Annotated in this window: 18 protein-coding genes; 5 read left to right on the forward strand and 13 right to left on the reverse strand. The window is 74.6% G+C overall.

Features of this window, described 5'->3' with window-relative positions:
- The first annotated feature begins 49 nt into the window (after nucleotides 1-49).
- A complete protein-coding gene (locus tag ACFYZL_RS09190) occupies nucleotides 50-1870 on the forward strand; it encodes an ABC transporter ATP-binding protein (RefSeq protein WP_388677430.1) in 1821 nt (606 codons plus the stop codon).
- Nucleotides 1871-2632: 762 nt separating this feature from the next.
- Entirely contained in the window at nucleotides 2633-2890 is a 258-nt protein-coding gene (locus ACFYZL_RS09195) for a hypothetical protein (protein ID WP_384744365.1), read from the forward strand.
- A gap of 10 nt (nucleotides 2891-2900) precedes the next feature.
- On the opposite strand, the gene ACFYZL_RS09200 is transcribed toward ACFYZL_RS09195, so the two are convergent.
- The 3 genes from ACFYZL_RS09200 to ACFYZL_RS09210 all read right to left on the reverse strand — a co-directional run bounded on the left by ACFYZL_RS09200 (nucleotide 2901) and on the right by ACFYZL_RS09210 (nucleotide 4250).
- A complete protein-coding gene (locus tag ACFYZL_RS09200) occupies nucleotides 2901-3086 on the reverse strand; it encodes a DUF6126 family protein (protein ID WP_388677433.1) in 186 nt (61 codons plus the stop codon).
- Between the two features lie 92 nt (nucleotides 3087-3178).
- Nucleotides 3179-3763, reverse strand: a complete 585-nt coding sequence (locus ACFYZL_RS09205; protein WP_384744370.1) for a hydrolase — start codon at nucleotides 3761-3763, stop codon at nucleotides 3179-3181.
- Nucleotides 3764-3815: 52 nt separating this feature from the next.
- Nucleotides 3816-4250 carry a MarR family winged helix-turn-helix transcriptional regulator gene (locus ACFYZL_RS09210; protein WP_384744372.1) on the reverse strand — a complete coding sequence of 145 codons (435 nt, stop codon included), beginning with the start codon at nucleotides 4248-4250 and terminating at the stop codon, nucleotides 3816-3818.
- 91 nt (nucleotides 4251-4341) lie between these two features.
- On the opposite strand from ACFYZL_RS09210, the gene ACFYZL_RS09215 reads away from it, so the two are divergent.
- A complete protein-coding gene (locus ACFYZL_RS09215) occupies nucleotides 4342-4914 on the forward strand; it encodes a DUF6434 domain-containing protein (protein WP_384744373.1) in 573 nt (190 codons plus the stop codon).
- A 2-nt stretch (nucleotides 4915-4916) separates the two neighbouring features.
- On the opposite strand, the gene ACFYZL_RS09220 is transcribed toward ACFYZL_RS09215, so the two are convergent.
- Nucleotides 4917-5897, reverse strand: coding sequence for an MFS transporter (locus ACFYZL_RS09220; RefSeq protein WP_388677438.1), 981 nt, complete (start codon nucleotides 5895-5897; stop codon nucleotides 4917-4919).
- Complete coding sequence (locus ACFYZL_RS09225) at nucleotides 5891-6031, reverse strand: hypothetical protein (RefSeq protein ID WP_388677441.1); 141 nt, start codon at nucleotides 6029-6031, stop codon at nucleotides 5891-5893. The genes ACFYZL_RS09220 and ACFYZL_RS09225 overlap by 7 nt, the downstream gene beginning before the upstream one ends.
- A gap of 228 nt (nucleotides 6032-6259) precedes the next feature.
- Here ACFYZL_RS09225 and ACFYZL_RS09230 point away from each other — a divergent pair, with 228 nt between their 5' ends.
- Nucleotides 6260-7009 carry an AraC family transcriptional regulator gene (locus ACFYZL_RS09230; protein ID WP_388677444.1) on the forward strand — a complete coding sequence of 250 codons (750 nt, stop codon included), beginning with the start codon at nucleotides 6260-6262 and terminating at the stop codon, nucleotides 7007-7009.
- Here the strand turns inward: ACFYZL_RS09230 and ACFYZL_RS09235 are convergent.
- Nucleotides 6994-7560 carry a dihydrofolate reductase family protein gene (locus tag ACFYZL_RS09235; RefSeq protein ID WP_384744378.1) on the reverse strand — a complete coding sequence of 189 codons (567 nt, stop codon included), beginning with the start codon at nucleotides 7558-7560 and terminating at the stop codon, nucleotides 6994-6996. The two genes, ACFYZL_RS09230 and ACFYZL_RS09235, sit on opposite strands and share 16 nt — an antisense overlap.
- Before the next feature lie 86 nt (nucleotides 7561-7646).
- On the opposite strand from ACFYZL_RS09235, the gene ACFYZL_RS09240 reads away from it, so the two are divergent.
- The gene (locus ACFYZL_RS09240) at nucleotides 7647-8657 is read left to right on the forward strand and encodes an enoyl-CoA hydratase/isomerase family protein (protein WP_388677621.1); all 1011 of its coding nucleotides are present in this window, start codon (nucleotides 7647-7649) and stop codon (nucleotides 8655-8657) included.
- A gap of 215 nt (nucleotides 8658-8872) precedes the next feature.
- Here ACFYZL_RS09240 and ACFYZL_RS09245 read toward each other — a convergent pair whose 3' ends face one another.
- The 7 genes from ACFYZL_RS09245 to ACFYZL_RS09275 form a co-directional block, all read right to left on the reverse strand.
- On the reverse strand, nucleotides 8873-9781 hold the full coding sequence (locus ACFYZL_RS09245; protein WP_384744380.1) for an SDR family oxidoreductase: 909 nt from the start codon (nucleotides 9779-9781) through the stop codon (nucleotides 8873-8875).
- A 9-nt stretch (nucleotides 9782-9790) separates the two neighbouring features.
- Nucleotides 9791-11071 carry an MFS transporter gene (locus ACFYZL_RS09250; RefSeq protein ID WP_388677449.1) on the reverse strand — a complete coding sequence of 427 codons (1281 nt, stop codon included), beginning with the start codon at nucleotides 11069-11071 and terminating at the stop codon, nucleotides 9791-9793.
- A gap of 11 nt (nucleotides 11072-11082) precedes the next feature.
- Nucleotides 11083-12369 (reverse strand): alkaline phosphatase family protein, encoded by a 1287-nt coding sequence (locus tag ACFYZL_RS09255; RefSeq protein ID WP_384744383.1) that lies wholly within the window; start codon nucleotides 12367-12369, stop codon nucleotides 11083-11085.
- A gap of 78 nt (nucleotides 12370-12447) precedes the next feature.
- Nucleotides 12448-13632, reverse strand: a complete 1185-nt coding sequence (locus ACFYZL_RS09260; RefSeq protein ID WP_388677452.1) for a galactokinase — start codon at nucleotides 13630-13632, stop codon at nucleotides 12448-12450.
- Complete coding sequence (locus tag ACFYZL_RS09265; protein WP_388677455.1) at nucleotides 13629-15485, reverse strand: methyltransferase domain-containing protein; 1857 nt, start codon at nucleotides 15483-15485, stop codon at nucleotides 13629-13631. The genes ACFYZL_RS09260 and ACFYZL_RS09265 overlap by 4 nt, the downstream gene beginning before the upstream one ends.
- Nucleotides 15482-16660, reverse strand: coding sequence for a glycosyltransferase (locus ACFYZL_RS09270; protein ID WP_388677458.1), 1179 nt, complete (start codon nucleotides 16658-16660; stop codon nucleotides 15482-15484). The genes ACFYZL_RS09265 and ACFYZL_RS09270 overlap by 4 nt, the downstream gene beginning before the upstream one ends.
- Nucleotides 16657-17493: an alpha/beta fold hydrolase gene (locus tag ACFYZL_RS09275; protein ID WP_388677461.1), complete on the reverse strand. Its 837-nt coding sequence runs from the start codon at nucleotides 17491-17493 to the stop codon at nucleotides 16657-16659. Before ACFYZL_RS09275 ends, ACFYZL_RS09270 begins: the two co-directional genes overlap by 4 nt.
- Nucleotides 17494-17499: the final 6 nt, after the last annotated feature.

Genomic DNA, 17499 nt, shown 5'->3' on the forward strand with positions numbered 1-17499 from the left:
CGGGACACTCCGACTCCTGTCCTGTTGGTACCTCAACACAGGGTTTGGGATGGGATCAGCCGAATCTCACGGAACATCACCGCGCAGGGGCCCCGTGCTCCTCGCGCTCCGCTACTACGGACGGGAGTTGGCCCGGCTGCGCCGGGTGACGGCACCCGCGATGCTGTGCCCGGCGCTGGGCAACATCGGCATCAACTACATGGCGCCGCTGATCGTCGCGAAGCTGGTCGGTCACCTGACCGGGGGCGGCGGCACCGGCATCGACGCGATGCTGCCCTACCTCCTCGCCTTCACCGGCGTCCTGCTGCTCGGGGAGGCGCTGTGGCGCGTCGGGCTGCACTGCCTGAACCGGCTCGACGCCCGCGGCATCGAGAACCTCTACGTGATCGGCATGGACGAACTGTTCGCCAAGGACACCGCGTTCTTCCACGACAACTTCGCCGGATCGCTGACCAAGCGGGTCCTGAGCTTCGCCTCCCGCTTCGAGGAGTTCGTCGACACGCTGACCTTCTCGGTGATGGGCAGCCTCGTGCCGCTGCTGTTCGCGTCGGTGGTCCTGTGGCAGTACGAACCACGCCTCGTGGTCGGCCTGTTGCTGATGATCCTGGTCACGGGCCTGTGCGTCGCTCCGCTCATCCGCCGCCGTCAGGCCCTCGTCGCCCAGCGCGAGGAGGCGATCGCCCGGGTGTCGGGCCACGTCGCCGACAGCCTGATGAACATGGACACCGTCCGGGCCTTCGCCGCGGAGGACCGCGAGGCCGCCGAACACCGCTCCCGGGTCGCCGAGTCCCGTCGGCTCACCCTGCGTTCGTGGGACTACGGCAACCTGCGCATCGACACCGTGGTCGCGCCGATGTCCGTGCTCACCAACGCGCTCGGCCTGCTGCTCGCCGTCTCCCTCGGCGCGGGGGAGCACGGCGTGGAGGCGATCATCGTCGCCTTCACCTACTACGCCAACGCCACCAGGATCATGTTCGAGTTCAACCAGATCTACCGCCGTCTGGAGAGCTCGATGACGGAGGCCGCGCAGTTCACCGAACTGCTGCTGACGCCTTCGACCGTACGGGACCCGGCCGAGCCGGAACCGCTGCGCCACAGCGGCGCCGACGTGCGGTTCGAGGGGGTGACCTTCACCCACGCGGGCGCGGGCAAGGAGCCGCTCTTCGAGGGCCTCGACCTGGCCGTGCCCGGCGGGACGAAGATCGGTCTCGTCGGCCGGTCCGGCGGCGGCAAGACCACCCTCACCCGGCTGCTGCTGCGCATGACCGACATCGACGCCGGCCGGATCCTCGTCGGAGGGCAGGACATCACCAGACTGTCCCAGGCCGACCTGCGCAGCCTGATCGCGTACGTGCCCCAGGACCCGGCCATGTTCCACCGCACCCTGCGCGAGAACATCGCCTTCGCCCGGCCCGACGCCACCGAGGCCGAGATCCGCCGCGCCGCCGAGGCGGCCCACGTCACGGAGTTCGCCGACGGGCTCCCGGAGGGCTTCGACACCATGGTCGGCGAACGCGGGGTGAAGCTGTCCGGCGGGCAGCGCCAGCGGGTGGCCCTCGCCAGGGCGATCCTGCGCGACGCGCCGATCCTGCTGCTCGACGAGGCGACCAGCGCCCTGGACTCGGAGAGCGAGATCCTCGTCCAGGACGCCCTGTGGCGCCTGATGGAGGGCCGGACCGCGCTGGTGGTGGCGCACCGGCTCAGCACGGTCGCGGGCATGGACCGGCTCGTCGTCCTCGACCGCGGACGGATCGTCGAACAGGGCACCCACCACCAACTCCTCGCCGCCGAGGGTGCCTACGCGAAGCTCTGGCAGCACCAGTCCGGCGGCTTCCTCGAAGAGACCCCCGCCGGAGCCGACGTGCACTGAACCCCGGTCGTCGACCCGGTGCCCCGAAGCGGTCCGGCGAGAACGACCCGACCGGCAGCTCGGTGGCGGCCTCCCGTGCCAGTTGGGCCGCCGCCAGGCCGATGGCGGGCGCGTGCTTGAAGCCGTGTCCGGCGAAGCCGCCGCAGACCACGGTGCCGGGGAGGCCGGCCGGGATCCCCAGGACGAAGTGGCCGTCGGGAGTGCGGCCGTCCATGCAGACCCGGGAGGAGGCCACGGACGGCCCAGCCCCGGCAGGGCCGCCCGGACGAACGCCGACACCGGGCCGCTCTCCGCCGCGGAGGGGCCGGCGTCCCAGTTCGCCTCGGGGCGGGTCAGCCGGCGCTTCGGGGAGGCCGGCCCGCTGACGCCGACCTTCACCCCGCCGCCGTCGACGTCCGGGATGCCCCATCCCTGCCACTTCCCGCTGCGCCGGACGAAGACCGGGAACCGGCCGGGCCCGCGGTCCGGGGCCGCTCCCTCCACCGGGCGGAACCAGGAGAGGGCAGCCGGCGGGGGTGCTGGTCATCTCCGCCGGACCGATCGGGCTCACCGCCCTGCGCGAGACGAGCATCGTCTTCGCGGCCCTGATCGGCAGCGTGGTCTTCCGGGAGCGGCTGGGTCGGGCGCCGCTCGCCGCGAGCGCCACCGTGCCGGCGGGCATCGTGCTGCTCGATCTCGGCTTCGGCCGAGCGGCCGAGCGGCCGAGCGGCCGAGCGGCCGAGCGGCCGAGCGGGTCCGCCCCGGGCGGCCTACGGTCGGGGTATGAGCGAGATTGTCGTCGTGTACGAACTCGACAAGCCGACGGCGGCCGACGCGGAACCGTCCGTGCTCCGCGTGCACGCGGCGCCCGCCGCCCCCGGGACGGTGGGCGTCGCCGGCCCCCGTACGTACTGCGGCCACGACACCTTCGCGATGGAGGTGTCCCCGTGGAAGCCCGCCGACCATCCGGGCGGCCCGTGGTACGGCGGGCAGTACACGGGACCGGTCTGTCCGGCCTGCGACGACGCCGTCGGCGGCTGACGCGGACGGGCTACTTCTTCGCGTGCTCCCCGAGGAAGAACAGCAGGTAGACGAAGCCCGCGAACACGTGCGTGCCGAAGACGTAGAAGAAGGCCCGCAGCGCCACACCGCGCTCCAGCCACCTGGCCTCGCTCCGGGCCCCGGACCCGCCGTCCGGGTTCGGGGCGGCCGCGTCGTCGGCGTGGGTGTCGGTCATCCGTCGGTCTCCAAGGGCGGTCCGGCGCGGCCTCGCAGCACCTGATGAATCGCAGAACCCCGCAATTCTAGGCGCCCGACGGGACCGGGCCGTCAGGAGTCCAGCGAGGCGAGGATCTCGGCGGTGCTGCTGACCTTCCCGATGCGCGGGAAGATCTTGCCGAAGGTGTGGGCGTGGGAATCGGCGTCGAGGTCGGCGGTCGCGTCCTCGGCGAAGACCAGGTCGTAGCTGAGCTCCCAGGCCGTACGGGCGGTGGACTCGACGCCGACACTGGTGGAGATCCCGGCCAGCACGATGCGGTGGATGCCGCGGCGGCGCAGCTGGAGGTCGAGCTCGGTGCCGGTGAAGGCGCCCCAGTGCCGCTTGGTCACGACCACGTCGGCGAGGGCGGCGAGCTCGGCGGGGATCTCGGAGAACGCGGCCGGCGGCGCGGCGGCCGGCCCCGGGCGGTCCACGTTGACGGTGGGCAGGTCGCCGCCGTCGGGGGACCAGGCCACCTTGATCAGGACCACGGGCAGCTTGCGGGCGCGGAACGCCCCGGCGAGCTCGACGCCCCGCGCGAGGATCTCGGCCGAGGGCTTGGCGGTGGGCAGGGCGAGGATCCCGGTCTGGAGGTCGATGAGGACCAGGGCGGTGTCGTCGCCGAGGGCGAGACGGTTCGGGTCGGTGGCGGTCATGCGGGCTCCTTCGTGCGGGTGGTCGGTGGCGGCCGGTTCGTTCCGGGCCGGTTCAGTCGTCGGAGAGGCGGCGCAGCAGCGGTACGGCCTCGGCGAGCAGTCGCTGTTCGGCGGGGCTCAGCCGCTCGGCGATCAGCTCGGCGATCCTGCCCTGCCCGGCCTCGCGGCGCTCGCGGACGAGAGCCTCCCCCTGCGGGGTGAGGGCGATGACGAGCCGGCGGCCGTCGGTGGGATGTGGGCTCCGGGTGACGTAACCCTCGGCCTGGAGGCTGTTCACCGTGGCGATCACCGACTGCGGTCGGATCTTCTCCGCCTGGGCCAGGTCGGTGGCGGTGGAGGGGCCGAGCCGGTCGAGCCGCTTGAGCACGGACATCTGCGACAGGCTCACGCCGCCGCCGGTCGCGGCCCGTATCCGCCGGACCAGCATGCCGATGGCGAGCTGGAGTTCTTCCGCGATGTCGCGGGGCTGGGGGACTTCTGCGGGCATGGTCAGAACCTAAGGGACATACAGTCAAACTTACAAGCCTGACTTACTTGTTCGGGGCTCCGATGGTCCCACACCGCGCTACGATGCGAACGTGAGTACGAATAAGGGAGAAGTCCGTCCGGCCCTGACGTCGAGCCTGACCGGAGCCGAACTGCTGCGCTGGTACTGGACGCTGGCCGAACTGAGCGCGCTCGCACGGGAGATGGGGCTGTCGGCCGGGGGTGGCAAGGTCGCCGTCACCGCCCGACTCGCCGCCGCGCTCGACGGCCTGCCCGCACCGGCGACGGCCCCGGCCGCGCCCACGCGACCCGCGGCGCGCCGGAGCGCGCGCCAGCTCACCGCGCCCGTCGACGGCGGGACCGTGATCCCGCCCGGGCAGCGGTGCAGCCAGGTGCTCCGGGAGTACTTCACGCGGGAGATCGGCCCGGGCTTCCACTTCGACGCCTTCATGCGCGAGTACGTCGCCCAGCACGCGGGACACACCCTGGCCGAGGCCGTCGCCCACTGGCACGACACCCGGACCCGGGCGGCCGAACCCCGGGAAGTGGCGGCCCAGTTCGAGTTCAACCGCTTCCTGCGCGCCTGGCACGCCGACCACCCCGGCGGGACCCGGGCCGAGGCCCTGGACGCCTGGAAGGCGCACCGGGCCCGGCCCCGGGACTGACCTCAGCGGGCCGGTTCCCGCTCGGTGGCGGGCTCCGGGAGCCGCCTCGCCAGCGCCCACGCCGACACCGGGAGCACGGCCAGTGGAAGCAGCGCGGTGCGCAGCGAAGCGGCGTCCGCCGCCGCACCGATGAGCGGGCTCGCCAGGCCGCCCACGCTGACGGTCAGGCCGAGCGTGACCCCGCTCGCCGTGCCCATGCGCGTCGGGAGGTAGTCCTGGCCCAGGGTGACCTGGAGGGAGAACGGCACGTACAGCGCGGTGGCGGCGAGCGCCGCGCAGACGGGCACCAGCGGCAGGGGCAGGAACAGGATCCCGGCGACGGCGGGCACGGCGGCGGCGTAGGCCCTGCGGACGGTGGCCGTCCGACCCCACCGGTCGGCCGGCCGGCCGCCGAGCAGGGTGCCGCCGGCGCTGCCCGCGAAGAGGGCGAACAGGGCGACGGAGCCGGTGGTCTCACCGCCGCCCCGCTCACGTACGTACAGGGCGACGAACGTGCTCAGGCCCGTGAACACGACCGACCGGACGACCACCACCAGGGAGAGCCGGAGGAAGGCCCGCCGGTCCTCCTCCAGGCCGGCCGCCGGGGAACCCTCCGGCCGCGTGGTCGTGCCGGAGTCGGTCCCGGCGGCCGGGGCCGGGGGCCGCTTGAGGAGCACGCCGAGCGCGGCGGGCAGCGCGAGCAGGCACCAACCCGCCGGCCCGGGAACCGCCGGCGCGGCCATGACCAGCAGCGGCGCGCAGGCGAAGCCGATGTTCCCGCCGAGCGCGAACCAGCTCATCACCGAGTGCCCGGACCCGCCGAGGGCGGTCCGCACGAGCCGGGCGGCCGCCGGGTGGTAGGCGGCCACGCCCAACCCCGACAGGGCGACGGCCGCCACGGTGGCCGGGTACCCGGCGTCCAGCCCGACGAGGGCGATCCCGAGCCCGGAGGCGGCCGTGGCCAGGGGGATCAGCCAGGGCGTCGGACGGCGGTCGGTCAGCATCCCAACAGCGGCTGGACCACGGAGGAGAGCAGCGAGGCGGCGAGCACGATGCCGGAGGCGGCGGCGTACCCGTAGGCGCGCTCCGACACGAGGAAGGGGACGAGGGCCGCGACGGCGCCCTGGTACACGTCCACGCACGAATGGCCCGCCGCGAGCGCGGCGACACGGCGGCGGACGGGCGCCGGGAGGGGTTTCGCGGAGGGCGGGGGTCGAACGGGATGTGTGATCGGCGGCAAGGGACTCGACGTATTCACGGGGTCCACGGGCTCCACGGGGTCCACGGGGTTCACGGGCTCTACGGGCTTCACGGATCGAGAATCGCCGTCGACCGCCCCATCGCGCTTCCGATAAATTGCCTCGTGATGCAGGAAATCCGCCACACCCCGCGCGCCGCGACGAGCATCCTCGAACTCGACACCGACGTCGGGGTCGACCCGCACCACCACGACGACCACCAGATCGCCTACGCCGGTTCCGGAGTGCTGTCGATCACCACCGACGCCGGCACCTGGGTGGCCCCCGCGACCCGCGCCCTCTGGATCCCCGCCGGAACCGTCCACGAGCACCGCGCCTTCGGCCGCACCGACCTGCACTGCGTCGGGCTGCCGACCACCCTCAACCCGCTGTCCCTGGACGCGCCCGCCGTGATCGTCGTCGGCCCGCTGCTGCGCGAGCTGATCCTCGCCTACACCCGGGAGCCGCAGGACGACACCCCCGAGCGGCGCCGGCTGCTCGCGGTCCTCCTCGACCGGCTGCGCACCTCCCCGCTCCAGCCGCTCCACCTGCCCGCCCCCGCCGACCCGCGCCTCGCGGCCGTGTGCGCGCTGCTGCACACCGACCCGGGCGACCCACGGGGCCTGGCGGCCCTCGCGGCGGCGGCCGGGGCGGGGGCCGGCGAGCGGACGCTGAGCCGGCTGTTCCGCGCCGAACTGGGAATGACGTTCCCGCAGTGGCGCACCCAGCTGAGGCTGCACCACGCACTGCGGCTGCTCGCGGTCGACACCCCGGTGACGGTGGTCGCGCACCGCTGCGGATGGTCGTCCGCGAGCGCCTTCATCGACGTCTTCCGGCGCGCCTTCGGGCAGACGCCGGGCGCCTACGGCCGCTCGTAGGTCAGCAGCACCACGCCGTTGCCGAAGGTGTGCGTGCCCGTCAGGCGCAGCGGTACGTGGGCGTCGGCGGGCCGGAAGAACGGTCGGCCCCGGCCGATGCGCACCGGGTGCACGTAGATCCGGTACGCGTCCACGAGGTCGAGCCGAAGGAAGGTGGCGGCGAGATCGGCCCCGCCCAGGATCAGGTCGCCCCCGGGCGCCGCCTTGAGCGCGGCGACCTCCTCCGGGACCACGTCACGCAGGACGGTGGTGTTCCAGTCGGCCTCGCCCGGTGGGAGGGTGCGCGAGTACACGTACTTCGGCATGGCCCGCCAGATCCCGGCGAACTCGGCCACCGCCCCGGCGTTGGCGGGGTCGGCGTCGGCCGTGGGCCAGAAGTCGGTCATCAGCTCGTGCGTGACACGGCCGCTGAGCAGGCCGCCCATCGGGCGGATCGCATCGTTCATGTGCCGGTGCAGCTCTTCGTCGACGCAGTGCCAGTCGATCTGCCGCTCGGGCCCTTCGAAGAAGCCCTCGAGGGAGACGCCGCCCATCAGGATGATCTTCCGCATACCGCCCCACGCTACATACTGGCGTCGTGAAGAGCTCAGACGACACCGGCGACACCGTCCTGTTCGAGGTCCGGGGCAGGACGGGGATGGTCACCCTCAACCGTCCCAGGGCCCTCAACGCCCTCACCCACCCCATGGTGCTGCGCATCGACGAGGCCCTCACCGCCTGGGAGGACGACCCGGACGTCCACCAGGTGCTGATCCGCGGGGCCGGTGAGCGCGGGCTGTGCGCGGGCGGGGACATCCGTGCCATCCACGACGACGCCAAGGCCGGGACCACCGCCTCCGCGGACTTCTGGCGCGACGAGTACCGGCTCAACGCGCACATCGCCCGCTACCCGAAGCCGTACGTCGCCCTCATGGACGGCATCGTCATGGGCGGCGGGGTCGGGGTCTCGGCACACGGCTCCGTCCGTGTCGTCACCGAACGCTCCCGCGTCGCGATGCCCGAGACCGGCATCGGCTTCGTGCCCGACGTCGGCGGCACATGGCTGCTCGGCCGCGCCCCCGGCCTGCTCGGCACCCATCTCGCCCTCACCGGGACCGCGGTGGGCGCCGCCGACGCGATCCTGTGCGGGCTCGCCGACCACTTCGTACCGGCCGCCGCGCTCCCGGAGCTGACGGGGGAACTCGCCGGCGCTCCGGCCGCGGAGGTCCTCCGGCGCCGTGCCGAGGTCCCGCCGCCCGGCGAACTCGCCGAGCGGCGGGCCTGGATCGACCGCTGCTACGCGGCGGACACCGTCGAGGAGATCGTCGACCGGCTGTACGCCGAAGGGGACCCGGCCGCCAAGGAGACCGCCGAGACGATCCTGGCCAAGTCCCCGACCGCCCTGAAGACCACCCTCGCCGCGCTGCGCCGGGCCGCGGACCTGACGACCCTGCCGCAGGTGCTGGCGCAGGAGTTCCGCGTCTCCTGCAACACGCTCGCCTCCCCCGACCTGGTCGAGGGCATCCGGGCCCAGGTCGTCGACAAGGACCGCAGTCCCCGCTGGTCGCCGGCCCGGCTGGAGGAGGTCGCCGCGCCCGACGTCGAGCGGTTCTTCGCCCCGCTCGGCGCCGGCCGTGAACTCGCCCTCCCCGGACTCGGGCCCTGTTGACGTACTCCCGAAGGTGGCGGGCGGCCGGCGTGTCGGCCTCCGCCACCAGCGCGGACGGGGTGCCCTCGAAGACCACCCGGCCGCCGTCGTGGCCGCCGCCCGGGCCGATGTCGATCAGCCGGTCGGCGTGCGCCATCACCGCCTGGTGCAAGGCACCGGACGACGCGGGCTTGACCCGCAAGATCCGAAAGAGACGGCCTTGTGCCGTGACCGCACTAGCGGTAGCCCGTCGTGTTCGCCGGGTGGCCCGGGTCCTGGACCTCGGCCAGGTAGCGCCAGGCGTCCGGGCGGCTGCCGTCGAGGTCCGTGAAGCCGTACACCCCCGCCAGCCCGCCGCTGGAGAGGGACCGGCCGTTCCAGCGGGAGACGTCCGGGTCGGCGGCGAGGGCCGCCACCGCGCGGCCCACGTACGACGGGGTCTCCGAGATGGCGAAGTGCGGGACCGCGGTGAGCGCGTCGCGCCAGTTCGACTCCTTCACGCCGAAGGCGTCCAGCATCATCTCCGACCGCATCCAGCCCGGGGTCAGCGCCACCGCCGTGGCCCCGCGCGGACCGACCTCGTGCCCCAGGGCGAACGCCATGCGCAGCACGGCGGACTTGGCGATGTCGTAGAAGAAGGAGTTGCGGTAGCGGCTCGCGTTGTAGTCCGCGGTGCCGTCCGTCATCTCCACCACCAGCCCGCCCGGCTCGCGCAGCAGCAGCGGCAGCGCGTAGTGGCTGGTGACGGCATGGGTCTCCACCGCGAGCCGCAGCAGCCGCAGGCCGTTGTCCAGGTCGTGTTCCCAGACCGGGCTCTCCCACTCGAAGAGCCGCTCCCCACCCCAGATGTCGTTGACCAGGATGTCCAGGCGGCCCTGTTCCGCGTCGATCCGCCGGACGAGCGCCTCCACTTCCGCCGGGACGAGGTGGTCGGCGACCACCGGGATCCCCACCCCGCCCGCCGCCGTCACCAGCTCCGCGGTCTCCTCGATCGTCTCGGGCCGGTCGTACTCCGAACGTCGCCCCCGGGTACTGCGCCCCGATGCGTACACCGTCGCGCCCGCCGCGCCCAGTTGGACCGCGATGCCGCGGCCCGCGCCGCGCGTCGCGCCGGCCACCAGGGCGACCCTGCCTTCGAGCACCATGTTCCGACCCTACGACGGCACGCGCGGACCCCGCCCGCGGAACACGGCGCGCACGCCGGCCGAGGCCACCGACAGCAGCAGTCCGCAGGCCCCCGCCGCCAGCGCCGGACCCGGCCCCCACACGGTCCAGGCCGCCCCGAACCCCACCGACCCCGCGAACCGGGCCAGGGCCTGCGCCGTCTGCAGCACCGCGAGCCCGGTGGTCCGCAGCTCCGCCGGGAGCACCGCCCCCGCCGCTGCCATCAGCACCCCGTCCGTGGCGGCGTAGAACAGGCCGAGGAGCACGAGGACGCCGACGACGAGCGGGAGCCCGGCCGGCGCCGGGAGCAGGAGCAGCAGGCACGCGCCGGCCAGGGGCACGTGGCCGCAGAGGAAGACCCGGCCCCGGCCGACCCGGTCGGCGTACCGGCCGGCGGGCACGGCGGCGGCCAGGAACACGGCCGCCGTGCCGACCGGCAGCAGCGGGAAGTACGCGGCCGGCAGGTCGAGCCGGCGCTGGAGCAGGAGGTAGAGGAAGGCGTCGCCGACGGAGAACAGGCCGAGCACGGCGGAGGTCAGGCACAGTCGGCGGAGCTCCGGGACGCCAAGGAGGGTGCGCACGGGGGCCGGGGAGCGCACCGGCCGCCCGGCCGCGGACGCGGACGCGGGGGATTCCCGTACGAAGAGCGCGAGCAGCGCCACCCCCAGCACGGCGACGCAGCAGGCGGTGGTGAACACGGCGTCGTACCCGTCCACCACCACCCACAGCACCCCGAACGCGGCCAACGGCCCCAGCAGCGCGCCCGTCGTGTCCAGCGCCCGGTGCACGCCGAAGGCGCGACCCTGGTCCCGGGGCGGACAGGACAGCGAGAGCAGCGCGTCGCGCGGGGCGGTGCGCAGGCCCTTGCCCGCCCGGTCGGCGGCGAGCACCGCCGCCACCGACCAGGGGGTGGCGGCGACGAGCAGCGCCCCCTTGCAGGCGGCGGACAGCGCGTACCCGGCGCCCGCGACGAGCTTGCGGCGCCGCGTACGGTCCGCGATCCGGCCGCCCACGAGGCGGAGCAGCGCGGTGGCGCCCTGGTGGAGTCCGTCCAGGGCGCCGAACGCGAGCGGGGACATGCCCAGTCCGGCCACCAGGTACAGCGGCAGGACCGCGGTCACCATCTCCGCGGAGACGTCCGTGACCAGACTGACCAGGCCGAGCGCGATCACCGTGCCGGGCACGGCCCGCAGGGACCCCCGAGGAGCGGGAGCCTCCACGGCGTCGGTGGTGGCGGCGGCGTCGGCGGCACGGCTGGTCGACAGGTACACGGAAGGCCCCCTCAGAACCAGTTGACGGTGAGCGGGAACGCGGCGGTGACGGTCGCGCCCGTGGAGTCGGTCGCGGTCGCGGTGATCTGGACCGTGGCGACGGACCACGGCTTCCCGCTAATCCGGCCCGTGCCGGCGTCGACGGTCAGTCCGAGGGGCAGGCCGGTGGCCGCGTAGCGGATCGGGGCCTTGCCGCCGGTGGCGGTGAGCTGGATGGTGCAGGACTGGTTGAACTTGCAGGTCTGGGGGCCGGGGTTGGCCAGCTTCAGATCACCCGGGGTGGGGGTGGGGGTGGGCGTCGGAGTCGGCGTGGGGGTGGGCGTCGGAGTCGGAGTGGGCGTCGGAGTGGGTGTCGGGGTCGGGGTGGATCCGGTGGCGAACACCTCGCTGATCGGCTGCACGTTGGCCGCGTTCCCCGCGTGCGTCGCCGACCCGAAGAGGTCCTCGAAGGTGCGCAGCAGGTGGTGGTGGTTGAAGGCGGTGGAGTACGTCCCCGTCTTGACGTTCGCGCCGTAGAAGACGGTGGCGATCTGGTTCGAGCCGAGGTAGTTGTCCTCGTCCCAGGTCAGCACCAGCAGGCTGTTGTTTGCCTTGGCCCACTGTGCGTAGGCGTCGATGTTGTTCTTCGTCCACGTGTCGCCCGTGTTCACCGAGCACGAGTGCATGTCGTTGCACTGGTTGGGGACGACGAACGACAGGTTCGGCAGGGCCGCGAAGTTGTTCTGCGGGAACTGGGCCCATGTCTTGCCGGTGCCCAGCGGCACGTTCTTGAAGGCGAACCACGGGTTGTGCTTCTGCGCGTACTGGCCGTTCGTGCAGGCCGTCGAACCCTCGCTCGGCAGGTCCTCGTTGTACGTCGCGAAGGTCTTGCCGGCCGCGATCAGCTCCTGGCCGAGGTTGGCCGCCGTCATCGACTGCGGGGTGTAGCAGCCGTCCCCGGTGATGCCCTGGGTGGCGCCGGAGAAGAGGTTGAAGTAGTTCGGCTGGCTGGGGTGGGTCAGCGCCTTCATCCCGGTCAGGCTCGCTCCGCCGCCCGCCAGTTGGTTGATGTACGGGGCGTTCGAGCTGCCCATGATCTCGCCGTACTGCTTGTTCTCGTACACGACGACGACCACGTGGTCGTACGAGGGCAGACCCGCGGCGGCGGCCGTCGGCGCGACGGCCCGCGAACCGGTCTCGGCGGCTTGGGAACTGGCCACGGTGAAGGCGCCCAGCAGGCCGAGCGCGCCGAGGGCGGCCACGAACGCGGTGCGCCGGGCCCCGCGTCTCGCGGTCGTTCCGGGTGAGTGGGTGGACATGGTGGTGCCTCCTCGGGTGGGGTGCTCGGGTGTGGTGCTCAGGGTGTGGTGCTCGCGGTGTGGTGTTCGGGTGTGGTGCTACTCCTCGCGCCGGGCCGGTCCGGCCACCGCGATGTTGAGGAAGCGCGGTACGGGCCGTCCCCGGTCGCGGAAGTCCTCCGCGACCGCGGCCCGCACCGCCGCCAGTCGTGCCTCGGGCAGCAGCACCAGCACGCTCCGCCCCTCCCGCTGCCCGGGCTGCCAGGCGCTCAGCGCCCCGGCCGCGCGGGTCAGGGCCACGGCCCGGGCCAGCTCCGCGGGCCGGTCCTCCGGATCCCCGCGTACGGCCAGCAGCACCAGCCGCGCGCCCGAGGCGGCCGGGTCGAAGTCGACGTACCGCCGGCCGCGACCCGGTTCCGGGGCCGGCAGCAGGGCCTTCCCGGGCCGGGCGAACAGCGCCGCCCGCCGCAACGTGTCGTCCCCGTCCGGCAGGGTGTCGGCCAGCAGGCGCGCCAGGTGCGCCCGGTCCGGCTCCTCGCCCCGAGGGCCGTGGACGTCGGCCACCGCCAGGGCGATCGCGCACTCCGAGGGCTCGGCCGTGGCCAGCCCGGCGGCCGCCGTGAGCGAGCCCTGCACGTGCAGGTCGGTCCCGCCGCGGCCGTGGCCGGCCCGGGCCAGCGCGCGCAGCACCGCGTACGGCCGCACCGCCCACTCGGGGGCGTCCGGCGGCGGCCCGGCCAGGGTCAGCGGCAGGTCGCAGCCGTCGGCGGGGTGGGCGAGGGAGCTGAGCCGCACCAACCCGTCGGTGCGCGGGGCCGCGGCGGCCGCGGTGGGCCAACCGGCCGCCGCGACCAGCCCGGGGGAGCCGAGGTGGAAGGCGTACGGGGCGCTCCACACGGCGGTCGGCCGCCGCCCGTGCGCGGCCTCCAGGGCATAGGCGACGAGCCGGAACAGCGGATCGACGGTGGCCCTGCGGGCCAGGCCGCCCCCGGCCGGGTCGCCTCCGGCCGGGTCGCCTCCGGCCGGGTCGCCCCCGGCCGGGTCGCCTTCGGCTCGGTCGGCGGTCCGGGCCGCACCCCCGCGGGCGGCGCCCCGCTGCGTACCGGGGACGCCCGGCACCGCGTGGGTGCCCGCGTTCGCGGTGCCCGTCCGGGCGGTGCCCGCGTCCGCACCGAGGGTGCCCCGCTCGGAGCGGGGGCCGGGCGCGGCGGTGCCCGTACGGGCCGGGGCGGCGGGGTCGGCAGGGGTCGACGGGTACGGGAGTCCCGTGGCGGGGTGGGTCATCGGGTGTCCTTGCGGGCCAGGAGGCGGTAGGCGTTGCCGCCGTCGGAGTGGTGGGCGGCCGTGGTGCGCAGGGCGTCGAGGGCGGCCGCGGCCACGAAGAACGGCAGCGAGGCCACCCGTACGGCGCTCGCCCGGGCCCGTGCGCCCGGTGTCGGCGCGGGCCCCCACGGCCGGTCCGGGTCCGGGGCCAGCCGGGTCGCGGTCAGGGCCACCGCCCCGAAGAAGTCGTTGCCCTGGTGGGCCGGACCGTGTTCCTCGGCCAGGACCGTCAGCCCCCGGTCGGACAACGCCTCCCGCAGGTTCGCGGCCGGGATCAGGTGCTGGTGCTGCGGCTGGAACCACGGCAGCCAGGCCGGGCCGAGCAGCCCCGCCATCCGCGACTGCGGATCGGGCAGCTCGATCGTCAGGAACCCGCCGGGCGCGAGCACCGCGGCCGCCGCGTCCAGCTCGGCGAACGGATCCCGGGTGTGCTCCAGGTAGTGGTACATGCTGACCACCTCGTACTGGCCCGCCAGTTTCGACGCGAACTCGGGGAACTGGCCCTGGTACCCGGTGTCCACCCACCCCCGGTGCTCCGCCTCGCGGACCCCCTCGCCCATGTCCAGCCCGTCGAACCGGGTCGCCGGCCAGACCGCCCGCGCCGCGTTGCAGAAGTGCCCGTGCCCGGTGCCGACATCCAGCCAGGACGCGGGGACGGCGTGCGGGCGGAGCATCTCGGCCCGGCTCCGGTAGGCCGCGCCGAGCCTCCCGAAGACCGTGCCCGCCCCCTCGCCGCCACGCCCGTCGTAGAAGTCGCGGTAGTAGAACTCCAGCCCCTCCGGGCTGAGTCGGGGGTTCTGGAAGACGTGTCCGCAGTCCCCGCAGCGTTCCAGCGTGAAGAGGCCCGGCTTGCCCTGGAGCAGGTCCGGCACCCGCACCCGCACGGCCAGCCGGTGCGAGCCGCACCACGGGCAGTCGGGGCGGCGCGGCTCCAGGAACCGCTCGGTGCCGTCGGCGAGATCGGACCGGTACGCCGCGGCCCTGGCGGGGTCCGCGTCCGCCCGGCGGCGGGCCGCCGCCGAGGCCGTACGCAGGGCGGCGCCGAGGGACCGCAACGGCCGGGTGGCGCCCGCCCGGGCCAGATCCGCCGGCCGCAGCGGGGAGTCCGGCCCGCCGAGCGCGAGGTACGGCTGAAGGCAGTACAGCCCGGCCGCGGCCGCACCCCACCGGCCGTGGCGTCCGACGGTGGCCGCCAGCAGCGCCAGCCCGGCCAGCTGCGCCGCGGCCAGGGCCCCCGGCGGCAGCCCCTGGGCCCGCAGCTCGGCGGCCCGCGCGGCTCCCCCCACCACCCCGAACGACCCACAGCTCAGCGCGGGGGCGATCGCGAGCCCCGTCGCGTCCGGCGCGTACTCCTTCAACCGGCGGGTGAGCGTGAGGAGTTCCGCCGGGGTCGAGTACGGCCCGGCCGCGTCCACCCCGGCCCGGGCCCGCACCTCGTCCGCGACCAGCACCGCGAACCCGGCCCCCCGCCCCTCGCCGAGCCGGTCCTCCCGGTAGCGCGCCGGATCCACCAGCCGCAGCAGCCCGAGCGCCCGCTCGGCCGGCAGGTCCGCGGGCAGCAGGTCCAGCACCCGCAGCCCCTCACGCTCGGCGTGCGCGCAGGCGGCGAGGAAGGTGGCCGCGTCGGGCTCCACGCCCCGGGCGGTCAACAGCCGCCAGCCCGCGGGGCGCGGCACGGCGGCGGCCGGGGGCGGGACCACGGGCAGCACGTGGACCGCCCGCAGCCGCCGACGGGTGCGCACGGTGCCCGCACCGAGCGCGGCCAGCAGCAGCACCGGGACCCAGGGGATCCGGGGGAGCGGGGTCGGTGTCATGTGAGCTTCTCCAACCGGTCGGCCGCGGCGGCGGCCCCGCCCGCCGCGGCGAATGAGGCCTGGATCCGCCGGGCGGCCCGGCGGGGGCCGGGGTCGTCCAGTACGGCCGTGAGCGCGTCGCGCAGTTCCTCGGGCCGGGTCCTGCCGAACCGCACCCGGACCCCCGCCCCCGCCTCGACGACCTGCCGGGCCACGATCGGCTGGTCGTCCCGGATGGGGGCGACCACCAGGGGCAGCCCGTGCGCGAGGGACTCGCAGACGGTGTTGTGGCCGCCGTGGCAGACCACCGCGTCCAGGTGCGGCAGCAGCTCCAACTGGGGGACCCGCTCCTGGAGCAGGAGGTGGCGGGGCGGATCCCCGATCAGGGAGGCGGGGGCCGCCAGGATCAGCTGAGCCTCATCGGCGAGCCGTTCGGCGGCCCCCAGCACCGACCGGTAGAAGCGGCCTCCCGCCTCCTGGTTGAGGGTGCCGAGCGACACCAGGACGCGCTTGCGCGCCGGGTCGAGCCGCTGCCACGGGAAACCGGGAAGGGTGGGGCGGGCCCCGAAGGCCGGCCCCACGAACGCGAAGTGCGCCGGGAAGTCCGCGTCCCGGCCGACGAGTTCGGGAGTGGAGAAGACCAGTACCAGCCGCTCCGAGAACCGGGGGTCCCAGCCCTCCCCGTCGTCCCCGAACTCGGCGAGCAGGCCGCCGACCTGTCCGCTCACCCACTCCCCGACCCTGGGAAAGTCGGCGAAGGGCCGGGTGAGTTCGGCCGAGGTGCTGGCGGACGTGGCCCAGGGGACACCGAGCCGCCGGGCGACCAGCGGCCCGGCCAGGGCCTGCTGGTCGGCGACCAGCAGGTCCGGCTCGAAGGCGTGGACCGCCCGGGTCACCCCCGGAACCATGGCCCGGGCCAGCGGCACGAGGGCCTCTTCCCAGAGGAAGCGCAGCGCCCCGACCCCGCGCAGATCGCGCCAGCGTTCGTGCAGACCGGCATAGGCGCCGCCGATCTCCCGGCCGTCCTCCCCCTCGCCGGCCGGCAGGATCCGGGACCGGGCCGGAAGCAGGTCGGCCAGGGCGGAGGCCGGTCCGGTCCAGGCGACCTCGTGCCCCCGGGCGGCCAGTTCGGCCCCGACGGCCACGGTCGGGTTGACGTGGCCCGCGAGCGGGGGAACCGCGAAGAGCACCCTCATGGGACCAGAGCTCCCGTCGGGGCGCGGTGCCCGGCCGCGCCGGCCGTGGCGTCGAGATGGGCCAGTACGGTCTTGCGCAGCGTCCCGCTGCTCTCCTTCAGCACGTCGTGACCCAGTCCCGGCAGGATCTCGATCGAGGCGACCTCGGGGGCGTGACGGACCAGTTCCCGGGCCCCCGGCACGAGTTCGGAGTGCTCGCCGCAGACGATCAGCACCGGGCAGCGCAGCAGGGCGTAGTCGGCCGGGGTGAAGGTGCGGCTCCCGGCGATGTCGTCGATCAGGGTGGTGCGGTTGAGGAGGGCGTCAGCGATGGCCGTCAGGTTGGCGGCCTTGCGCAGGCGCAGGCCGTGCAGCTCGGTCGGGACCGGGCTGTCCTCCAGGCTGAGCGCGGCGGCGGACAGGGTGTCCACCATGTTCTCCACCCAGCCGCCGCTGAGTGGCGGTTCGAGGAGGGTGAGCCCGGTGACGAGGTCGGGCCGGGCCAGGGCCGCGTGCAGGGCGAGGGTCCCTCCGTAGCTGTTGCCGACCAGGTGGACCGGGCGCCCGCCGAGGTCCAGGGCTCCGAGCAGCGCGAAGAGGTCGCGCACCGCGGTGCGGCTGTCGTAGCCGGCGGGCGGGCGCTCGGTGCGGCCGTGGCCGCGCAGGTCGTAGAGGACGGTCTCGTACCCGGCCAGGGCCACCGGTACGGCCAGCGGGCAGTAGAAGGAGGACAGGTTGTCGACGACCAGCCCGTGCAGGAACACGACGACGGGCCGGTCGGGGCCGGCGGCCGCGGCGTCGGCCGGGAGCCGCTGGACGTGGAAGCGGAGCGAGTCCGCGAGGACGACGGCCATGGCGGG

This window comes from Streptomyces sp. NPDC001717, from assembly GCF_042892775.1.
Taxonomy (GTDB): Bacteria; Actinomycetota; Actinomycetes; order Streptomycetales; family Streptomycetaceae; genus Streptomyces.